Origin of the sequence: Pseudomonas sp. LW8 (assembly GCF_041956865.1) — a bacterium.
GTDB lineage: Bacteria > Pseudomonadota > Gammaproteobacteria > Pseudomonadales > Pseudomonadaceae > Aquipseudomonas > Aquipseudomonas siliginis.
The window spans coordinates 106,082-121,266 of sequence record NZ_CP168138.1 but is presented as its reverse complement, the minus strand read 5'-3'; the positions used below and the strand labels follow the sequence as shown (position 1 = coordinate 121,266).

General features: G+C 61.0%; 11 protein-coding genes. 1 reads left to right on the top strand and 10 read right to left on the bottom strand.

What is annotated here, in order from left to right; genetic code table 11:
* Positions 1 to 14: 14 nt before the first annotated feature.
* From AB9L16_RS00745 to AB9L16_RS00735, 3 genes are read right to left on the bottom strand one after another with little or no spacing between them, the layout of a single operon-like run.
* Positions 15 to 3,068, bottom strand: a complete 3,054-nt coding sequence (locus AB9L16_RS00745) for an efflux RND transporter permease subunit (protein WP_375122973.1) — start codon at positions 3,066 to 3,068, stop codon at positions 15 to 17.
* Entirely contained in the window at positions 3,065 to 4,129 is a 1,065-nt protein-coding gene (locus AB9L16_RS00740) for an efflux RND transporter periplasmic adaptor subunit (protein WP_041477460.1), read from the bottom strand. The genes AB9L16_RS00745 and AB9L16_RS00740 overlap by 4 nt, the downstream gene beginning before the upstream one ends.
* Entirely contained in the window at positions 4,126 to 5,229 is a 1,104-nt protein-coding gene (locus AB9L16_RS00735; protein ID WP_150637886.1) for an efflux RND transporter periplasmic adaptor subunit, read from the bottom strand. Before AB9L16_RS00735 ends, AB9L16_RS00740 begins: the two co-directional genes overlap by 4 nt.
* 146 nt (positions 5,230 to 5,375) lie before the next feature.
* On the opposite strand from AB9L16_RS00735, the gene AB9L16_RS00730 reads away from it, so the two are divergent.
* Positions 5,376 to 6,536: an AAA family ATPase gene (locus tag AB9L16_RS00730; protein ID WP_375122972.1), complete on the top strand. Its 1,161-nt coding sequence runs from the start codon at positions 5,376 to 5,378 to the stop codon at positions 6,534 to 6,536.
* An 830-nt stretch (positions 6,537 to 7,366) separates the two neighbouring features.
* On the opposite strand, the gene AB9L16_RS00725 is transcribed toward AB9L16_RS00730, so the two are convergent.
* From AB9L16_RS00725 to AB9L16_RS00695, 7 genes are all read right to left on the bottom strand, one after another.
* Positions 7,367 to 8,164: a MetQ/NlpA family ABC transporter substrate-binding protein gene (locus tag AB9L16_RS00725; protein WP_056787041.1), complete on the bottom strand. Its 798-nt coding sequence runs from the start codon at positions 8,162 to 8,164 to the stop codon at positions 7,367 to 7,369.
* Between the two features lie 255 nt (positions 8,165 to 8,419).
* Positions 8,420 to 9,340 carry a sigma 54-interacting transcriptional regulator gene (locus AB9L16_RS00720; RefSeq protein ID WP_236168242.1) on the bottom strand — a complete coding sequence of 307 codons (921 nt, stop codon included), beginning with the start codon at positions 9,338 to 9,340 and terminating at the stop codon, positions 8,420 to 8,422.
* A gap of 51 nt (positions 9,341 to 9,391) precedes the next feature.
* A complete protein-coding gene (locus AB9L16_RS00715) occupies positions 9,392 to 9,973 on the bottom strand; it encodes an alpha/beta hydrolase (protein ID WP_041477456.1) in 582 nt (193 codons plus the stop codon).
* A 362-nt stretch (positions 9,974 to 10,335) separates the two neighbouring features.
* Positions 10,336 to 10,737: a biopolymer transporter ExbD gene (locus tag AB9L16_RS00710; RefSeq protein WP_056787038.1), complete on the bottom strand. Its 402-nt coding sequence runs from the start codon at positions 10,735 to 10,737 to the stop codon at positions 10,336 to 10,338.
* A gap of 1 nt (position 10,738) precedes the next feature.
* A complete protein-coding gene (locus tag AB9L16_RS00705) occupies positions 10,739 to 11,464 on the bottom strand; it encodes a MotA/TolQ/ExbB proton channel family protein (protein WP_041477454.1) in 726 nt (241 codons plus the stop codon).
* A gap of 45 nt (positions 11,465 to 11,509) precedes the next feature.
* The gene (locus tag AB9L16_RS00700; protein ID WP_252877230.1) at positions 11,510 to 12,325 is read right to left on the bottom strand and encodes an energy transducer TonB; all 816 of its coding nucleotides are present in this window, start codon (positions 12,323 to 12,325) and stop codon (positions 11,510 to 11,512) included.
* A gap of 408 nt (positions 12,326 to 12,733) precedes the next feature.
* Complete coding sequence (locus AB9L16_RS00695) at positions 12,734 to 15,094, bottom strand: TonB-dependent receptor (RefSeq protein ID WP_305381961.1); 2,361 nt, start codon at positions 15,092 to 15,094, stop codon at positions 12,734 to 12,736.
* Positions 15,095 to 15,185: the final 91 nt, after the last annotated feature.

Here is a 15,185-nt window from a genome sequence, read left to right as displayed (position 1 = left end):
CTTTTGCTTTTGCTTCAGGAAGATTCTTTTTCAGGCTCGCGAATCTTGTACCAGGCCACATACAGCGCCGGCAGGAACAGCAGCGTCAGCAGCGTCGCCACGACAATCCCGCCGATCATTGCGTAGGCCATCGGTCCCCAGAAAACTTCGCGGGCGATCGGGATCATGCCCATGCTCGCTGCCGCTGCGGTCAGCAGGATCGGTCGGCGCCGGTGTTCGGTGGCTTCGACCACCGCGTCCCACGGCGCATAGCCTTTCTGCTCGAACTCATCGATCTGCGTCACCAGAATCACCGAGTTGCGGATGATGATGCCGATCAGCGCGAGAATCCCCAGGATCGCCACGAAGCCCATCGGCGTGCCGGTCGGCACCAGCGCCAGGACCACGCCTATCAACCCCAGCGGCGCCACACTGGCGACCAGGAACATCTTCTGCACGCTGTGCAACTGAATCATCAGGAACGTCGCCATGAGGAACAGCATCAGCGGCAACACCTTGGCAATCGGCCCTTGGGCCTTGCCGCTTTCCTCGACCGTGCCACCGGTGGCGACCTTGTAGCCGACCGGCATTTTCGAGGCAAAAGCATCGATCGACGGCTTGAGCAGTTTCACCAGATCGGTCGGCTGAATCTCGTCGCGCACCGAGGCCTTGATGGTAATGGTCGGCAAGCGGTCGCGACGCCAGACCAGCGGTTGTTCCAGTTCATAGCGCACGGTGGCGAACGCCAGCAGCGGAATCGAGGTGCCGCTCGGCGTGACGATCTGCAGGTTCTGCAGGGTTTCCGGGGTACCGCGCTCGGAATCCACGGCGCGACCGACCACGTTGATCAGGTAGATATCGTCATCGACCTGGGTCAACGGTGAGCCGCTGACAATGCTGTTCATCAGGTTGGCCACATCTTCTGACGACAGTCCCAGTTGCCGCGCCTTGTCTTGGGCGATGTCGATGCGCAGGACTTTGCCGGGCTCGTTCCAGTCGTAAATGATCTCGCCGATGTGCGGGTTCTTGTCCAGTTCGGTGGCCAGATCGATGGCGTGTTTGCGCACCTGATCGACGTCTTTGCCGCTGACTCGATACTGAATCGGACGCCCCACCGGCGGGCCCATTTCCAGAGCCTGCACGTAGCTGCCGATGCCGACGAAGTCTTTGTGCAGGCGCTCACGCAAGCGCTGGCTGAGTGCCTCGCGGGCTTCGAAATCCTTGCTGACGATCACCAGTTGCGCGTAGTACGGGTTCTGCAACTGTTGGTCCAGCGGCAGGTAGAAACGGATCGCCCCCTGACCGATGTAAGTGCTCCAGCGCACGATGTCCGGGTCGCCCTTGAGCGTCGCTTCGAGCTTGTCCACCGCCTTGCGGGTTTCGTCGATCGAGGCGTTTTGCGGCAGGTTCAGGTCGACCAGAATTTCCGGGCGGTCGGAAGCGGGGAAGAACTGGTTCTGCACGAAACGCATGCAGAACACCGCCAGCACGAACAACAGCACGGTGACGCCGATCGCCCACCAACGATTGCGCATGGCCCACAACAGACCACCGTTGAAGGCGCGACCGACGCGACCCGGCTCGGCATCGTGGGCCTTCACCTTGTCGCTGAGGATGTGCACGCCAATCACTGGTGCGAAGAACACCGCCACCACCCACGAGACGATCATCGCCACGGCAATCACCGCAAACAGCGTGAACGTATATTCACCCGCCGAACTGGCGTTGAGACCAATGGGCACGAAACCGGCGACGGTCACCAGCGTACCGGTGAGCATCGGGAATGCCGTCGAGGTGTAGGCGAACGTCGCCGCCTGCTCCTTGCTCTCGCCCATTTCCAGGCGCGTAACCATCATTTCCACGGTGATCATCGCGTCGTCCACCAGCAGACCGAGGGCAATGATCAGCGCGCCGAGGGAAATCCGCTGCATGGTGATGCCGCTGTATTCCATGAACACGAAGACCATGGCCAGCACCAGCGGAATCGAGCAGGCCACCACCAGACCGGCGCGCACGCCGAGGCTGATGAAGCTCACCACCAGCACGATGATGACCGCTTCGAACAGCGCGCTGGTGAAACCGCCGACGGCCTCTTCCACCACCACCGCCTGATCGGAAACGGTGTGCACGCCGACGCCGACCGGCAAATCTGCGGTGAGCTGGTCGATGCGTTCATGCAGCGCTTTACCGAACTCCTGAACGTTGCCGCCCTTCTGCATGGCAATCGCCAGGCCGATCGCCGGTTTGCCGTCGAAGCGGAATTCCGGTGTCGCCGGGTCGACGTAGCCACGGCTGATCTCGGCGATGTCGGCCAGACGATAGAAGCGATCGTTGAGCTTGAGATTGACCTCGGCCAGATCTTTCTCCGACTCGAACTGGCCCGAGGTGCGCACGGAAATCCGCTCCGGCCCCGCCTCGATCACCCCGGCCGGAGTCACCGCGTTCTGCGATTGCAGGCTCTGCACCACCTGGCGCTGGTCGATACCTAACGCGGCAAGTTTGCGCGTGGAGAAATTCAGGTAAATCGTTTCGTCCTGCTGGCCGACCATTTCGATCTTGCCCAGCCCCGGCACGTTGCGGATCTCGGCCCGCGCCTGTTCCACGTAATCGCGCAACTGGCGCATGGTCAGGCCGTCGGCGGTGAAGGCGTAGACCGAGCCGTACACGTCACCGAACTCATCGTTGAACCCCGGCCCCTGAATGCCCTGGGGAAACTGGCCGCGAATATCGTCGATCTTCTTGCGCACCTGGTACCAGATTTGCGGAATGTCCTCAGCGCTGGTGGTGTCGCGCAGGTACACGTACACCGTCGATTCGCCGGGGCGGGTGTAGCTTTTCACGTAATCGAGGGAATCGAGCTCTTCGAGTTTTTTCTCGATGCGGTCGGTGACCTGCTTGAGGGTTTCTTCCTGGGTCGCGCCCGGCCATTTGGTCTGGATCACCATGGTCTTGATGGTGAATGACGGGTCTTCTTCGCGGCCGAGATTGAAGTAGGAGAACACCCCCATCAGCAGCCCGACGAACATCAGGTACCAGACGAATGACTGGTGCTTCAAGGCCCATTCGGAGAGGTTGAAAGAGCCTTTCATTGACTGTCCTCGTCAAGTTTTACCGATTGTCCGGGTTTGAGACTGTTGACGCCGGCGCTGACCACGCGCTCGCCGTTTTGCACACCGCCGGCCAGCACCACGCTGTTGTCGCCACGGCTGACCACGCTGACGTCGCGCGGGTTGACGGTTTTGTTCTGCGTGTCGATCACCCAGATCCGGGTTTTGCCGTCGGCTTCCTGCAACGCCGTCACCGGCAGTTCGATGCGCGGCTTGATCGCCGAGCTGAGGGTCACGCTGATCGCGGTGCCGAGGCGGAAACCGTCCGGCGTATCCGACAGGGTCAGGCGCGCGCGGCGGGTGCGCGTGGCGCTTTGCGCCTGGGGTTCGATCTCGCGGATGATCGCCGTGGTGTTGATGCTCGGGTCGAGTTGCGCGGCCACCGAGAACACCACGTCGCTGGGCAACTGATCGACCAGCGTATCGGGCAGATCGATCACCGCTTCCTTGATGTCCGGTTGCGCCAGCGTCACCACCTGTTGGCCGGCAGTTACCACTTGCCCGGCTTCGGCGTTCCACGCGGTGACCACGGCTTTGTGATCGGAGCGCAGCTCGGTGTAGCTCAGTTGATCCTTGCTCTGGCTGACCGCCGCGCGTGCCTGATCGAGCGAGGCCTGAGTGGTTTTCAGATCGGTGTTGGCGACGTCCAGTTGCGCCTGCGCACCGACGCCGCGATCGAACAGCGCTTGCTGACGACGTGCATTGGCCTGGGCGTTGATCAGTTGCGCCTGGATTCTCGCCAGATCGCCCTGGGCCGAGCGCAACTGGTTCTGCTGGTCGGACGGATCGAGGGTGGCGAGCAAGGTGCCCTTCTGCACCTCGGCGCCGACATCGACGTTGCGGCTGGCGATGCGTCCACCGACGCGGAAACCGGTGTTGCTCTCGTAACGCGCCTGAATGCTGCCGGCAAAGCGTCCGAGGCTTTCTTCGTTGAGCGCTTTGACCGTGACCGACAGCACCGGACGTACCGGTTCCGGCGGGGTTTCCTTTTCCGAGCAGGCGCCCAGCAGCAACGCCATGCACAACAGGCCGAGGCGCTTCATGGCTGCGCTCCCGGTTGCAGATCCTTGTAGGTGTTTTCGGCAATCTCGACTTTCATGCCGGGGTGCAGCAACTGGCCGCCGGCGACAATGACTTTCTCGCCGCCCTTGAGTCCTTCGCTGATGATCACTTTGCCGGTCAGATAACGGCCGACTGTGACCGTATGCAACTGCGCTTCACCCTTGTCATCGACCAGCCATACCGCCGGGTCGCTGACGTTTTTTGTCAGCGCTGACCAAGGCAGTTCCACCGCCGATTTGCCGGTGCCCTTGGCGGTGGCACTGACCACCGAACCGAGCTGCATGCCCGGCGGCAGTTTGTCGAGGCTGACCTTGACCTGCACGGTGCCCGATTGCGCAGACACCGATGGCGTGATCTCACGCACGGTGCCGGTGGTCTTGATCGCGGGATCGTCGAGCAGGCTGACCACGATCGAACGATCGGACGGACGCTCGGCCAGCAGCGATTCGTAGACATTGAATACCGCGTCGCGGTCGCCATCGCGGGCGAGGCTGAAAATCGGCGCGGTGGCCTGCACCACCTGGCCGACTTCGGCCTGGCGCTCGGTGATCACCCCGGGTGCATCGGCGATCAGCGCGGTGTAGCTGAGCTGGTCCTTGGCGTTCGCCAGTTGCGCCTGCGCCGCGCTCAATGCGCTCTGACTGCTGCGCAGCGCGGCTTGTGCCGAATCGTATTCGCTCTGGCTGGTGTAGCCCTTGGGCAGGAGTTTTTGCTGACGCACGAAAGCGGCCGCCGTTTGCTTAACGCGGGCCTGTTCGGCGACGACCTGGGCCTGAGCGGAATCGACGTTGGTCTGCAGATCCTTCGGATCGAGTTTGGCCAGCACCTGCTTGGCCGTGACGCGGTCGCCGACATCGACCATGCGCTGGATGATCTTGCCGCCGACGCGAAATGACAGCTGGGTCTGCACCCGCGCCTGCACATCACCGGTGAGGGTCACCGCTGCGGCGTAGTTGGCCGGCTCGACCTCTTGCACAAAGACCCGTGGCAAGTATTCCTCAGCAGGCTTCTTGTCGCCGCAAGCGGTGAGCAACGCCATGGCGCTCACGGCCATCAGCACTTTCAATCCGGGACCCGCCATGCACACTCCTTGGCCTTAAATGCTGCTGTCGAGACGATACGACTTCAGAGCTTAGAACAGGGTTCCACGGTTGCGGACGCCAACACCAGATTTATCTCATTAAAGGTATGCTGCCCGCGTATCGCAGTGACCCGGAGAAGGATTTCATGCTCAACACCCTAGCGGTGGCCAACTACCGCTCGATCAACAAACTGGTGATTCCGCTCGGGCGCCTGAACCTGATTACCGGGCCAAACGGCAGCGGCAAGTCCAACCTCTACCGCGCCTTGCGCCTGCTGGCGGAAACCGCCCAGGGCGGTGTGGTCAATGCACTGGCGCGTGAGGGCGGGCTGGAATCGACGTTCTGGGCCGGGCCGGAAACCATCAGCCGGCGCATGCGCAACGGTGAGGTGGCGATCGAGCCGACGGTGCGCCACGGCGTGAAAAGGTTGCGCCTGGGATTCGCCGGCGAGGATTTCAGTTACGCCATCGGCCTGGGCCTGCCGGAGCCGAGCACTTCATGCTTTTCCCTCGACCCGGAAATCAAGCGTGAGTGCATCTGGGCCGGCCCGGTGTTTCGCCCGGCGAGCCTGCTGGTCGACCGCAACGGCCCGATGATCCGCGCCCGCGAAGGTCGCGCCTGGGATGTGCTGGCGCAACACACACCGAACTTCGATAGCCTGTTCGATCAGGTCGGCAATCTGCGCAGCTCGCCGGAAGTGTTTCAGATGCGCGAATTCATCCGGCGCTGGCGCTTTTATGATCACTTTCGCAGCGATGCCGACGCGCCGGTGCGTCAGCCGCAACTGGGCACGCGCACGCCCGTCCTGCACCACGATGGCCGTGATCTGGCGGCGGCCTTGCAGACAATTATCGAGATTGGCGATCCGCAAGCACTGAGCGCGGCGATCAGCGATGCGTTTCCCGGCGCGCGGCTGAATATCGCATTGTTGGCCGGTGGCCGTTTCGCTATCGAGTTTTATCAGGAAGGCTTGTTGCGACCGCTGTCAGCGGCAGAGCTGTCGGACGGCACTTTGCGTTATCTGCTGCTGATCGCCGCCCTGCTGACCCCACGACCGCCATCGCTGATGGTGCTCAACGAACCGGAAACCAGCCTGCACCCGGACCTGCTGCCGGCGCTGGCGCGGCTGATCATTCGCGCTTCGGAGCAGTGTCAGGTGTGGGTGGTGTCACATGCGCGACGATTGATCTCGGCGTTGCAGGAAGACCCGGAATGCAATTGCATCGTGCTGGAGAAGACGCTGGGGCAGACCGGGATTGTCGGGCAGCGGGTGCTGGATGAGCCGGCGTGGCAGTGGCCGGATTGAGGGTGCCAGCGAAAAGCCCCTCACCCTAACCCTCTCCCAGAGGGAGAGGGGACTTCACCGAGTTGTTTGCGAGAGTTACGCCGACCTGAAAGCCTGAAGTCGAACCTGATTTTGAAAAGCCCAGACATCGGCTCCCTCTCCCTAGGGAGAGGGCTGGGGTGAGGGGCGAGCCTCACCGCTGATCCAACGGGCAATCACCCCAACCACTTGCCCCCTTCACCAATCACACTCTCAGGCCGGGTGTCATCACTCAGCTCTTTGCGCACATATTGGGTGACCGAATTTTGCTTAGCCCATCTGGGCTGCCCACATTCATATCGCTTAAACATTATTCTGCGGGTTTGCCGGGAAGGAATAAGACGGCTATTTTTCCTTGCGCTGTAGGACGGATCTTTTTTTCAGGAAAGACCTCCAAGGACCCACAGCTTTTGGCCAGACTCTCCGGCCCATCCACCACAAGGAAGAACAACATGGACGTAAAAGTGCCGCAGCGGCTGGATCCGCAGGACATTGTGAAATTGCTCAGGGCGTTGCGCCGGGCGTTGAAGACTACAGCGTAAGTCGAAAGCCCCTCACCCCAACCCTCTCCCTAAGGGTGAGGGGGCCGACCGTGGTGTCTTTCGTCGTACATCGACCTGACGAACCGAGTCGATTATGGATTCAGCGACGCACGAACAGGTCGGCGGGCCTCTACAGCATCCCCCAATCGGTCCCCTCTCCCTCTGGGAGAGGGCTAGGGTGAGGGGCTTTTCAAGACACACAAAAACGCCGATGACCATCACTGGCCATCGGCGTTTTCACGTCTGAAGCGGATTCACTCAAGCGTCAGCTCAGAACGCCGGCAATACCGCGCCGCTGTACTTCTTCTCGATGAAGGCTTTGACTTCCGGGCTGGTCAGGGCCTTGGCCAGTTTCTGGATCGCGTCGCTGTTCTTGTTGTCCTCACGGGCCACCAGGAAATTCACGTACGGCGAGTCAGCGCCTTCGATCACCAGCGCATCTTTCTGCGGGTTGAGCTTGGCTTCCAGCGCGTAGTTGGTATTGATCATGTCCAGATCAACTTCTTTCAGCACGCGCGGCAGCAGGGCCGATTCCAGTTCCTTGAACTTGAATTTGTGAGGGTTCTTGGCGATGTCTTTCGGCGTTGCCAGAGCGTTTTTCGGATCTTTCAGTTCGATCAGACCGGCCTTCTGCAGCAGGATCAGCGCACGGCCGCTGTTGCTGCCTTCGTTCGGGATGGCGATGGTGGCGCCATCCGGCAGTTCAGCCAAGGTTTTGTACTTGCTCGAGTAACCACCGAACGGTTCAACGTGGACGCCCTGCACGGTCACCAGGTACTTGGACTTGTCGTCCTTGTATTTGCCCTGGTTGAAGCTGTTCAGGTACGGCAGGGTCTGGAAGTAGTTGGCGTCCAGACGCTTCTCGCCAACCTGTACGTTCGGCTGCACGTAGTCGGTGAAGACCTTGATTTCCAGATCCACGCCTTCTTTGGCCAGGGTCGGTTTGATCAGCTCAAGGATTTCAGCGTGGGGCACCGGCGTTGCGGCAACCACCAGTTTCTCGCCGGCGTTGGCGAAAGAAGCCGTCAGCGCAGCCGCCAATGCGGTAAACAACAGAACCTTTTTCATGCAGTGTCCTTATCGAAAATCACGGTCGTCATCGACGACGGCATTTAATACGTGTGCCAGTGAAGTGATATCGCTGGCGTGGGTCGGACAATACCCGGATTTTTTATTCCCGGACAATAACGTTTATTCAGCTTCATATTCCATTTTGTTCATACAGCTCTACCTCAACTGTAGGAGCTGCCGAAGGCTGCGATCTTTTGATTTTCAAGGCTTTGAGACAGCTGAAGATCAAAAGATCGCAGCGTGCCGCAGCTCCTACAGAAGTTTGACGTTCGCCATCAATTGCTTGAGCGCGGCTTGGTCAGCGGGGGAGCCGGTGGTCAGGATCTGTTTGATCTGGCTTTCGATCTGCGTCAGCACCGGCGGCAGATTCAGATGTTCCGGCAGGATCTCGTCGCCGGTGCTGACCAGCAGGGCAAAGTGGATGACGTTTTCCAGTTCGCGAGTGTTGCCCGGCCAACTGTGTTGTTCGAGCACATGTTGCGCCGCTTCGCTGATCAGCGGTACGGGCAGGTCAAGACGCTGGCTGTAGATGCCAAGGAAATACTCGGCGAGCGAGAGAATGTCGCCAGTCCGCGCGCGCAACGCCGGCAGCTCCAGATGACCCTCGCTGAGATAGTGATAGAGACGCTCGTGGAATTTCCCGGCGTCCACGGCCTGGGCCAGATCGATGCTGGTCGCCGCCACCAGACGCACATCCACGGGGCTCGGCTGATGCGCACCGACGCGGGTGACTTCGTGATTTTCCAGCGCCGCGAGCAGCTTGACCTGAATCGGCAGCGGCAAATCGCCGATCTCATCCAGGTACAAGGTGCCGCCGTTGGCCGAACCGAACCAGCCGGCGCGGCTGCTGGCCGAACCGCTGTAACTGCCGGCGGCGTAGCCGAACAGCTCGGCGTCGGCGTAGGTCGGGCTGATCGCGCCGCAGTTCACCGAAACGAACAGACCGCTGCGGTCACTGGCGCGATGGATATGCCGGGCGAGCAGCTCTTTACCGGTGCCAGTCTCACCGCGAATCAACACTGAAATCGAACGGGGAGCCAACTGCTCCAACTCCTCGCGCAATTGCCGCGAGCGTGGGTCGACGAACACCAGCGCCTTGGCGCGAATGCTCAGGGGGCTCTTTTCCGCATCGGGAAAGGTCAGCAAGGGCTGACCGAAGGTTTCAAAACTCATGGCAGGCTCCCGCCCAAAACCGCCAGCCGACGGGGGCGTTGAAAAATTAGATCAGGCGCGACGGCGGGCGTGGTCTTCCAGGCGGTTTTGCAGGCGATAGAGATAGGCGAAACCCTGCTCCCAACGCTGATGCCCGGACTTGACGTTGATGTGCCCGGCACCGGCAAGAATCCCCGCCTCCGCCCCCCAGTTGCGTGCCAGTTCGAGCGCGCGCGGGGCACTGACGGCGGCGTCGTTGTCGGAGCTGACGACCTGACTGGGAAACGGCAAAAGATCCGTCGGGATCGGCGCGAAATTGCGCAGTGCCGGCGCACAGGCAGGACGCTCGACATCGGCCGGCGCAACCAGCAACGCCCCGCGCACCTGACGCAGGTATTGCAACGGCGCTGTCGCCGCCCAGTGGGCAACGGTGATGCAACCGAGGCTGTGAGCGATGAGAATGACCGGCGTGCTGTCGGCGGCAATCGCTTCGGCCAGCGCGGCGACCCAGTCCTCACGACGCGGCGTCAGCCAATCGGCCTGTTCCACCCGTGCGCTGTTCGGCAGGCTGTTCTGCCAATGGCTTTGCCAATGATCTTCTGGCGATCCTTGCCAGCCCGGCACAATCAGGTAGCGGATTGATTCGTTGCGCATGGGGAAGCTCTCCTGCGTCGTGTCTGTTCCGGGTCGAGTATAGGGAGAGGAGTTATATTCGTTAAGGAATAAGAAGCTATTTATTAATACCTGTATCGAATATGTGATCTGTGTAGGGCATAAGCTTCTTCCCCCTCACCCCAGCCCTCTCCCCCAAGGAGCGAGGGGGAAAGGGAGCTGATCTTCAGGCTCTTCAAATCTTGAGTTCGACTGGATTTCTCATATCGGTGTATAGCCGCCAGACAACCCGGTCAGTCCCCTCTCCCTCCGGGAGAGGGCTAGGGTGAGGGGCTTTTCAAAAACTGAACGCAAAAAAAGGGCCGCACCCTGCCAAGGAGACGGCCCCGGAAAAACGAAATCTGTCACCGCGCAGTAATCACCGACAACTTGGTAATCCCCGCCCGTTCGATCGAAGCCATGGCTCGCGCCACTTCGCCGTAATTCACCCCGTCATCGGCCTGCAATTGCACGCGCACCTCCGGGTCCTTGGCTTTGGCCGACTTGAGGTTGAATTCGAGCAAGTCGGGCTGAATCTCGTCCTTGTTGATAAACAGTTTGCCGACGCCGTCGATGCTCACCACCAGCGGATCCTTCTGCTCGACCGGCGCCACCGCTTCGGTCTTCGGCAGGTTGATCGGGATCGCGTTGGTCAGCAGCGGCGCGGTGACGATAAACACCACCAGCAGCACCAGCATCACGTCTACCAGCGGCGTCACGTTGATTTCACTGAGCACCTCATCCGTGTCTTGCGTGGAGAAGGCCATATCAGGAGGCCTCCTTCACTTTTGCCGCGTTGCCCGACGTTGCCACTTTGTGTGCGGTCGGGTGGATCAGCACGCGGAACGCGCTCTTCTGCGCCAGGCTGTAGAAGTCGTGGGCGAAGTCATCCAGATCCGCGGCGGTCAGTTTCAGCCTTCGCAAAAAATAGTTGTAAACCAGCACCGCCGGCACCGCAACGGCGATCCCCACGCCGGTCGCGACGAGTGCCGCACCGATCGGGCCGGCCACCGTTTCCAGGCTCGCCGAACCGGCGGCGCTGATGCCTTTCAAGGCCTCCATGATTCCCCACACCGTGCCAAACAGACCAATGAACGGCGAGGTGCTGCCGATACTCGCGACAACCGCCAGACCGGTTTCCAGCGAACGCCGTTCGCGGACGATCTGCTGGCGCAAGGCACGCTCGAGGCGATCCTGATGGTTGATCGCCTGGCTCAGATCATTCGCCTGCGGCGCCTCGCCCACCTGGATCGCTGCATAGCCAGCCTGCGCCACTCGCGCTGCGGCGCCGGGCTGGGTTTCGCTCAACTCTGCCGCGGCATCCAGACTCGACGCCGCCCAGAAACGTTTGTGAAAGCGCCGATCCTGCGCTTTCAGACGACCGAACTGCACAGCCTTGAGCAACGCCAGGCCCCAAGTGGCGACGGAAAAAACCACCAGCAGCCAGATCACCGCGCTTTCGATGGATTCCAGTGGAGATGCCAGTAACGTCATGATGTGTTCCCTCGTGTAAACATTTCGCGCGAATTTGGTTTCGGTTTAATGAATCTTGAAATCGATGGGCACGCTGACCCAGCCGTCCTGGGCGACATCACCCTGTTTGGCCGGAACGAAACTCCAGCGCTTTACAGCGTTGAGCGCTGCGTCGTCGAGCTGCTGCCGGCCACTGCTTTTGGCAATCTGGATCTCGCCCGGTTTACCGCTGGCCAACACATGCACCCGTAACAACACCGTGCCTTCCCAACCGCGCCGCTGGGCCAGCGACGGGTATTCCGGCGCCGGATTTTTCAGATACGCAGCGTTGGCTGAAGCCGGGGTAACGGGCGCCGGTGCCGGTGGCGCAGCCGGCGCTGGTGCGGCGACGGGCGCTATCGGTTTCGCTGGCGCTGGCGCTGGCGGCTGCTCTACTGCCTTTGGCGCCGGTTTGGGCGGCGGTTTCACCACCGGTTTGGGTTTGGCGATCGGCTTGGGCGGCGGCGGTTTCACCGCCAACTCGTCCTCCACTGGCGGTGGCGGCTCGACCACGGGCGCCGGTGGTGGCGGCGCAACAACCGGCGGCGCGGGCGGAGCCGGGCGAGAAAACTCGATAGTCATCGGCGGAATTTCCGGCGGTACCACCGGCAGCACCGGCGTCGGTTTCTGGCTGACCCAATAAATCACCGCACCGTGCACAATCAACGCGAGCACACCGAGCAGAAGGGTTTCGCGCCGACTCAAAATGCCCTTGGGCGCACGTTGCAAACGCAACTGTCCCAACGGCATCCGGTGCGGCCGGCCAAGATCGACCAGTTCGCCACCCGGCGTGTGCCGCCACAGCAATTCCCCTGCGCTGACGGCGGTCTGGACATTGCCCATTGTTCAACTCCCTGCGGTCTCTTTCGTTCTACGAGCCAAAGCGATCGACCCGCCATTCTTGAAGCCCCCACGGCGTAGTCGATGGGGCAATCATTGGCTGTGGACGCTTATCACCGAAAGCAATCTTTAACGTTATGCATAGGCCTTCAAGGAATATGCAGATCGTCCGTTTTTACCGAAGCCGCGCACTACAAGGGCTGCAGCGATCTGCCATAAACGCCATGCTTTTACGGCATGAAAAGTATTCGGCTACGGCATCCGTTAACGCCTTAAAAGGCTGTTTTTGGTTCTCTGATTGCCGACGTCATGCGCCATTGCCGCCGTCGCTGTCGATCAGCTGCGTCTGCTTGCCGGCGCCGCTGAGGATTGGTGAACGGCCATGTCCAGGTCAGCGCCTTGATAGCCCGATCAGAAGTCGTAGCGTCCTGTAACCCCCAAGGTCCGTGGCGTGCCGAGCAGGCCTTCATAGCCGCCGTTACCGCCGGTCCACAGGGTCGTGTAGTAGGTTTTGTCGAAGGCGTTCTTCAGCCACAGCGAGACATCCCACTGGCCCTGATTGAAATCGCCGCGCAGGCCGGTGGAAAGGTTGACCACCGCGTAACTGGGTATCTGCCCGTAATCGGAATCCTCGACCGTGCCCACCGCTTTGGAGCGAAACGCATAGCTGCCGGTGACGTAGGGTTCGAAGCCGTTAGCCAGATTCCATTTGTATTCGCCGTTGGCGTTGCCGATCCATTTCGACGCGCCGACCACTTGATGGCCGCTGAGGTCGCACGAGGCCGGTGCACCCGGGGCCTGGCTGACTTCCGGCGGGCACGGCGCATCCTTGTACGAGAGGTAGCTGACGTCGTTGTACGAGCCGTTGAAATTCAGGGTCAGGCCACGCAGCGGCACCAAGCTGCTTTCGAACTCGATGCCACGCGAGCGCACCGAGCCTGCGTTGGTCAGGTATTGCACGCGGTTGGCGGCGTCGTAGGCGTTGGTCTGGTAAGCGTTGACCTGGGTCCAGAACACGTTGGCGTTGAGTTGCAGGCGGCGATCCCACAGGGTGCTTTTGAAGCCGAGTTCGGCGTTGTTGGCGCGCTCGGTGCCGATCAATAACGAGTCGGCGCCAGCGGTAGGTGCGGAGCCGACCGCAAGGTTGACCCCGCCGGATTTCTCGCCGTGGGACAGCGTGGCGTAACCGAGTATGTCGTCGGTGATGCGATAGCTCAGGTTGAGCAGTCCCGAGGGGCTGGAGCTGTACTGATTCAAGTCTCCGGAATCGTAGACGCCGGCACGGCCGCGACGCGCATTGGCTGCCGCACCCGCCACCGCCATGCCACCGAGCGGCGCGTTGCGGCTGACCGAGGCGTTTTTCTCCTCGTAGGTGCCACGCACCCCGGCGGTGAAATCCAGCCGCTCGCTCAGGTGCCAGGTGCCTTGGGCAAACAGGGCGAAACTGTCGGTCTTGATATGGCCGTTGCCGACGCTGCTGACGTTGGCCAGGGCGCCTGCCGGCGTGCCGTTCCAGATATCCGCTTGCGGGCCGTAATAGGCGAAGGATTTGTTGTCCAGGTCCGAGCCGAAATAGTAGGCGCCGACCACGTAATCGAAGAACTCGCCCTTGGGCGAGGCCAGGCGAAATTCCTGCGAATACTGTTTGTCTTCCACCGACACACCGGCGTTGTAACTGGCCGGCACATTGAGGCCGTCATCGTTGCGCGGGGTGAAATTCCAGAAACGATAAGAGCTGACCGACGTCAGGGTGAAGTCGCTCGGCAACGTCCAGTTGGCTTCCACTGAAGTGCCGCCCTGATGCACGGTGACGTGCTGGTCATTGTCGAGATTGACCTTGCGATGCCGGCCGTTGACCAGCGTCGCCCCGGCCGCGCTGGCCCGCGATTCATACAGATTGACGCCGTTGATGGTCGGCCCGGTGTTGTACAGCACGCGGGTGCCGGCACTGGAATCTTCTTCGTTGTAATCGCCGATCCAGCGCAGATTGAAATTTTCATTGGGCTTGAACAACAGCTGCGCGCGGAAGCCCTCGCGGGAGCCGCCGTTGAGGTCGTGGCCGTCATATTCGTTCTTGATGTCGCCGTCACTGCGCGTGCGATAGGCGGAAAAACGTCCGGCCAACTCATCATTGAGCGGCCCGGAAATCGTGCCCTTGGTCTGGAAATAACCGTCCTCGCCGACCGATGTTTCGATGCTGCGCTCAGGCGTGAAACTGGGCGCGCGGGTGCTGATATTGATGACCCCGGCGGTGGTGTTCTTGCCGAACAGCGTGCCCTGCGGCCCGCGCAAGACCTCAAGCTGCTCGATATCCATCAAGTCGAACACTGCCATACCCGGACGGCCCAGATAAACGTTGTCGATGTACAGGCCAACGCTGCCTTCCAGGCCATCACTGGCCGGGTTGTTACCGAGGCCACGGATCGACACGCTGGACTGCCGCGCATGCATGTAAGCGACGTTGACGCTGGGCACCAGTTGCTGCAAATCCTGAATCCGGTAAACCCGCTGCGTCTCCAGATTCTGCCCGCTGACCACGCTCATTGGCGTCGGCACGTCTTGCGAACTTTCTTCGCGGCGGCGCGTGGTGACGGTCACGGTTTCCAGCTGCGAACCGTTGGCCGCCGCTGTGTCTGCGGGGACGGGCGGAGGGGTTTCGGCTTCGGCGGCATAGCCGTGAGTCCAGCTGGCGCTGCCTGCCAGCAACAGCGCCAAAGGCAGGCGTTTGAGCCGTCGGGGAGATGGGGGTAACGCGAGATTCAACGGACTCATGGCGCGGCTCCTGGTCAAAAAACACACAGACATCTTCAGTGCTGCATATTCTTTTCAGTTATTTATTTATGGATTTACAAATATTTACTGC

Excerpts from the sequence above, each read along its gene's own strand:
- AB9L16_RS00745 (WP_375122973.1), bottom strand. The coding sequence starts at position 3,068 with ATGAAAGGCTCTTTCAACCTCTCCGAATGGGCCTTGAAGCACCAGTCA.
- AB9L16_RS00740 (WP_041477460.1), bottom strand. The coding sequence starts at position 4,129 with ATGAAGCGCCTCGGCCTGTTGTGCATGGCGTTGCTGCTGGGCGCCTGC.
- AB9L16_RS00735 (WP_150637886.1), bottom strand. The coding sequence starts at position 5,229 with ATGGCGGGTCCCGGATTGAAAGTGCTGATGGCCGTGAGCGCCATGGCG.
- AB9L16_RS00730 (WP_375122972.1), top strand. The coding sequence starts at position 5,376 with ATGCTCAACACCCTAGCGGTGGCCAACTACCGCTCGATCAACAAACTG.
- AB9L16_RS00725 (WP_056787041.1), bottom strand. The coding sequence starts at position 8,164 with ATGAAAAAGGTTCTGTTGTTTACCGCATTGGCGGCTGCGCTGACGGCT.
- AB9L16_RS00720 (WP_236168242.1), bottom strand. The coding sequence starts at position 9,340 with ATGAGTTTTGAAACCTTCGGTCAGCCCTTGCTGACCTTTCCCGATGCG.
- AB9L16_RS00715 (WP_041477456.1), bottom strand. The coding sequence starts at position 9,973 with ATGCGCAACGAATCAATCCGCTACCTGATTGTGCCGGGCTGGCAAGGA.
- AB9L16_RS00710 (WP_056787038.1), bottom strand. The coding sequence starts at position 10,737 with ATGGCCTTCTCCACGCAAGACACGGATGAGGTGCTCAGTGAAATCAAC.
- AB9L16_RS00705 (WP_041477454.1), bottom strand. The coding sequence starts at position 11,464 with ATGACGTTACTGGCATCTCCACTGGAATCCATCGAAAGCGCGGTGATC.
- AB9L16_RS00700 (WP_252877230.1), bottom strand. The coding sequence starts at position 12,325 with ATGGGCAATGTCCAGACCGCCGTCAGCGCAGGGGAATTGCTGTGGCGG.
- AB9L16_RS00695 (WP_305381961.1), bottom strand. The coding sequence starts at position 15,094 with ATGAGTCCGTTGAATCTCGCGTTACCCCCATCTCCCCGACGGCTCAAA.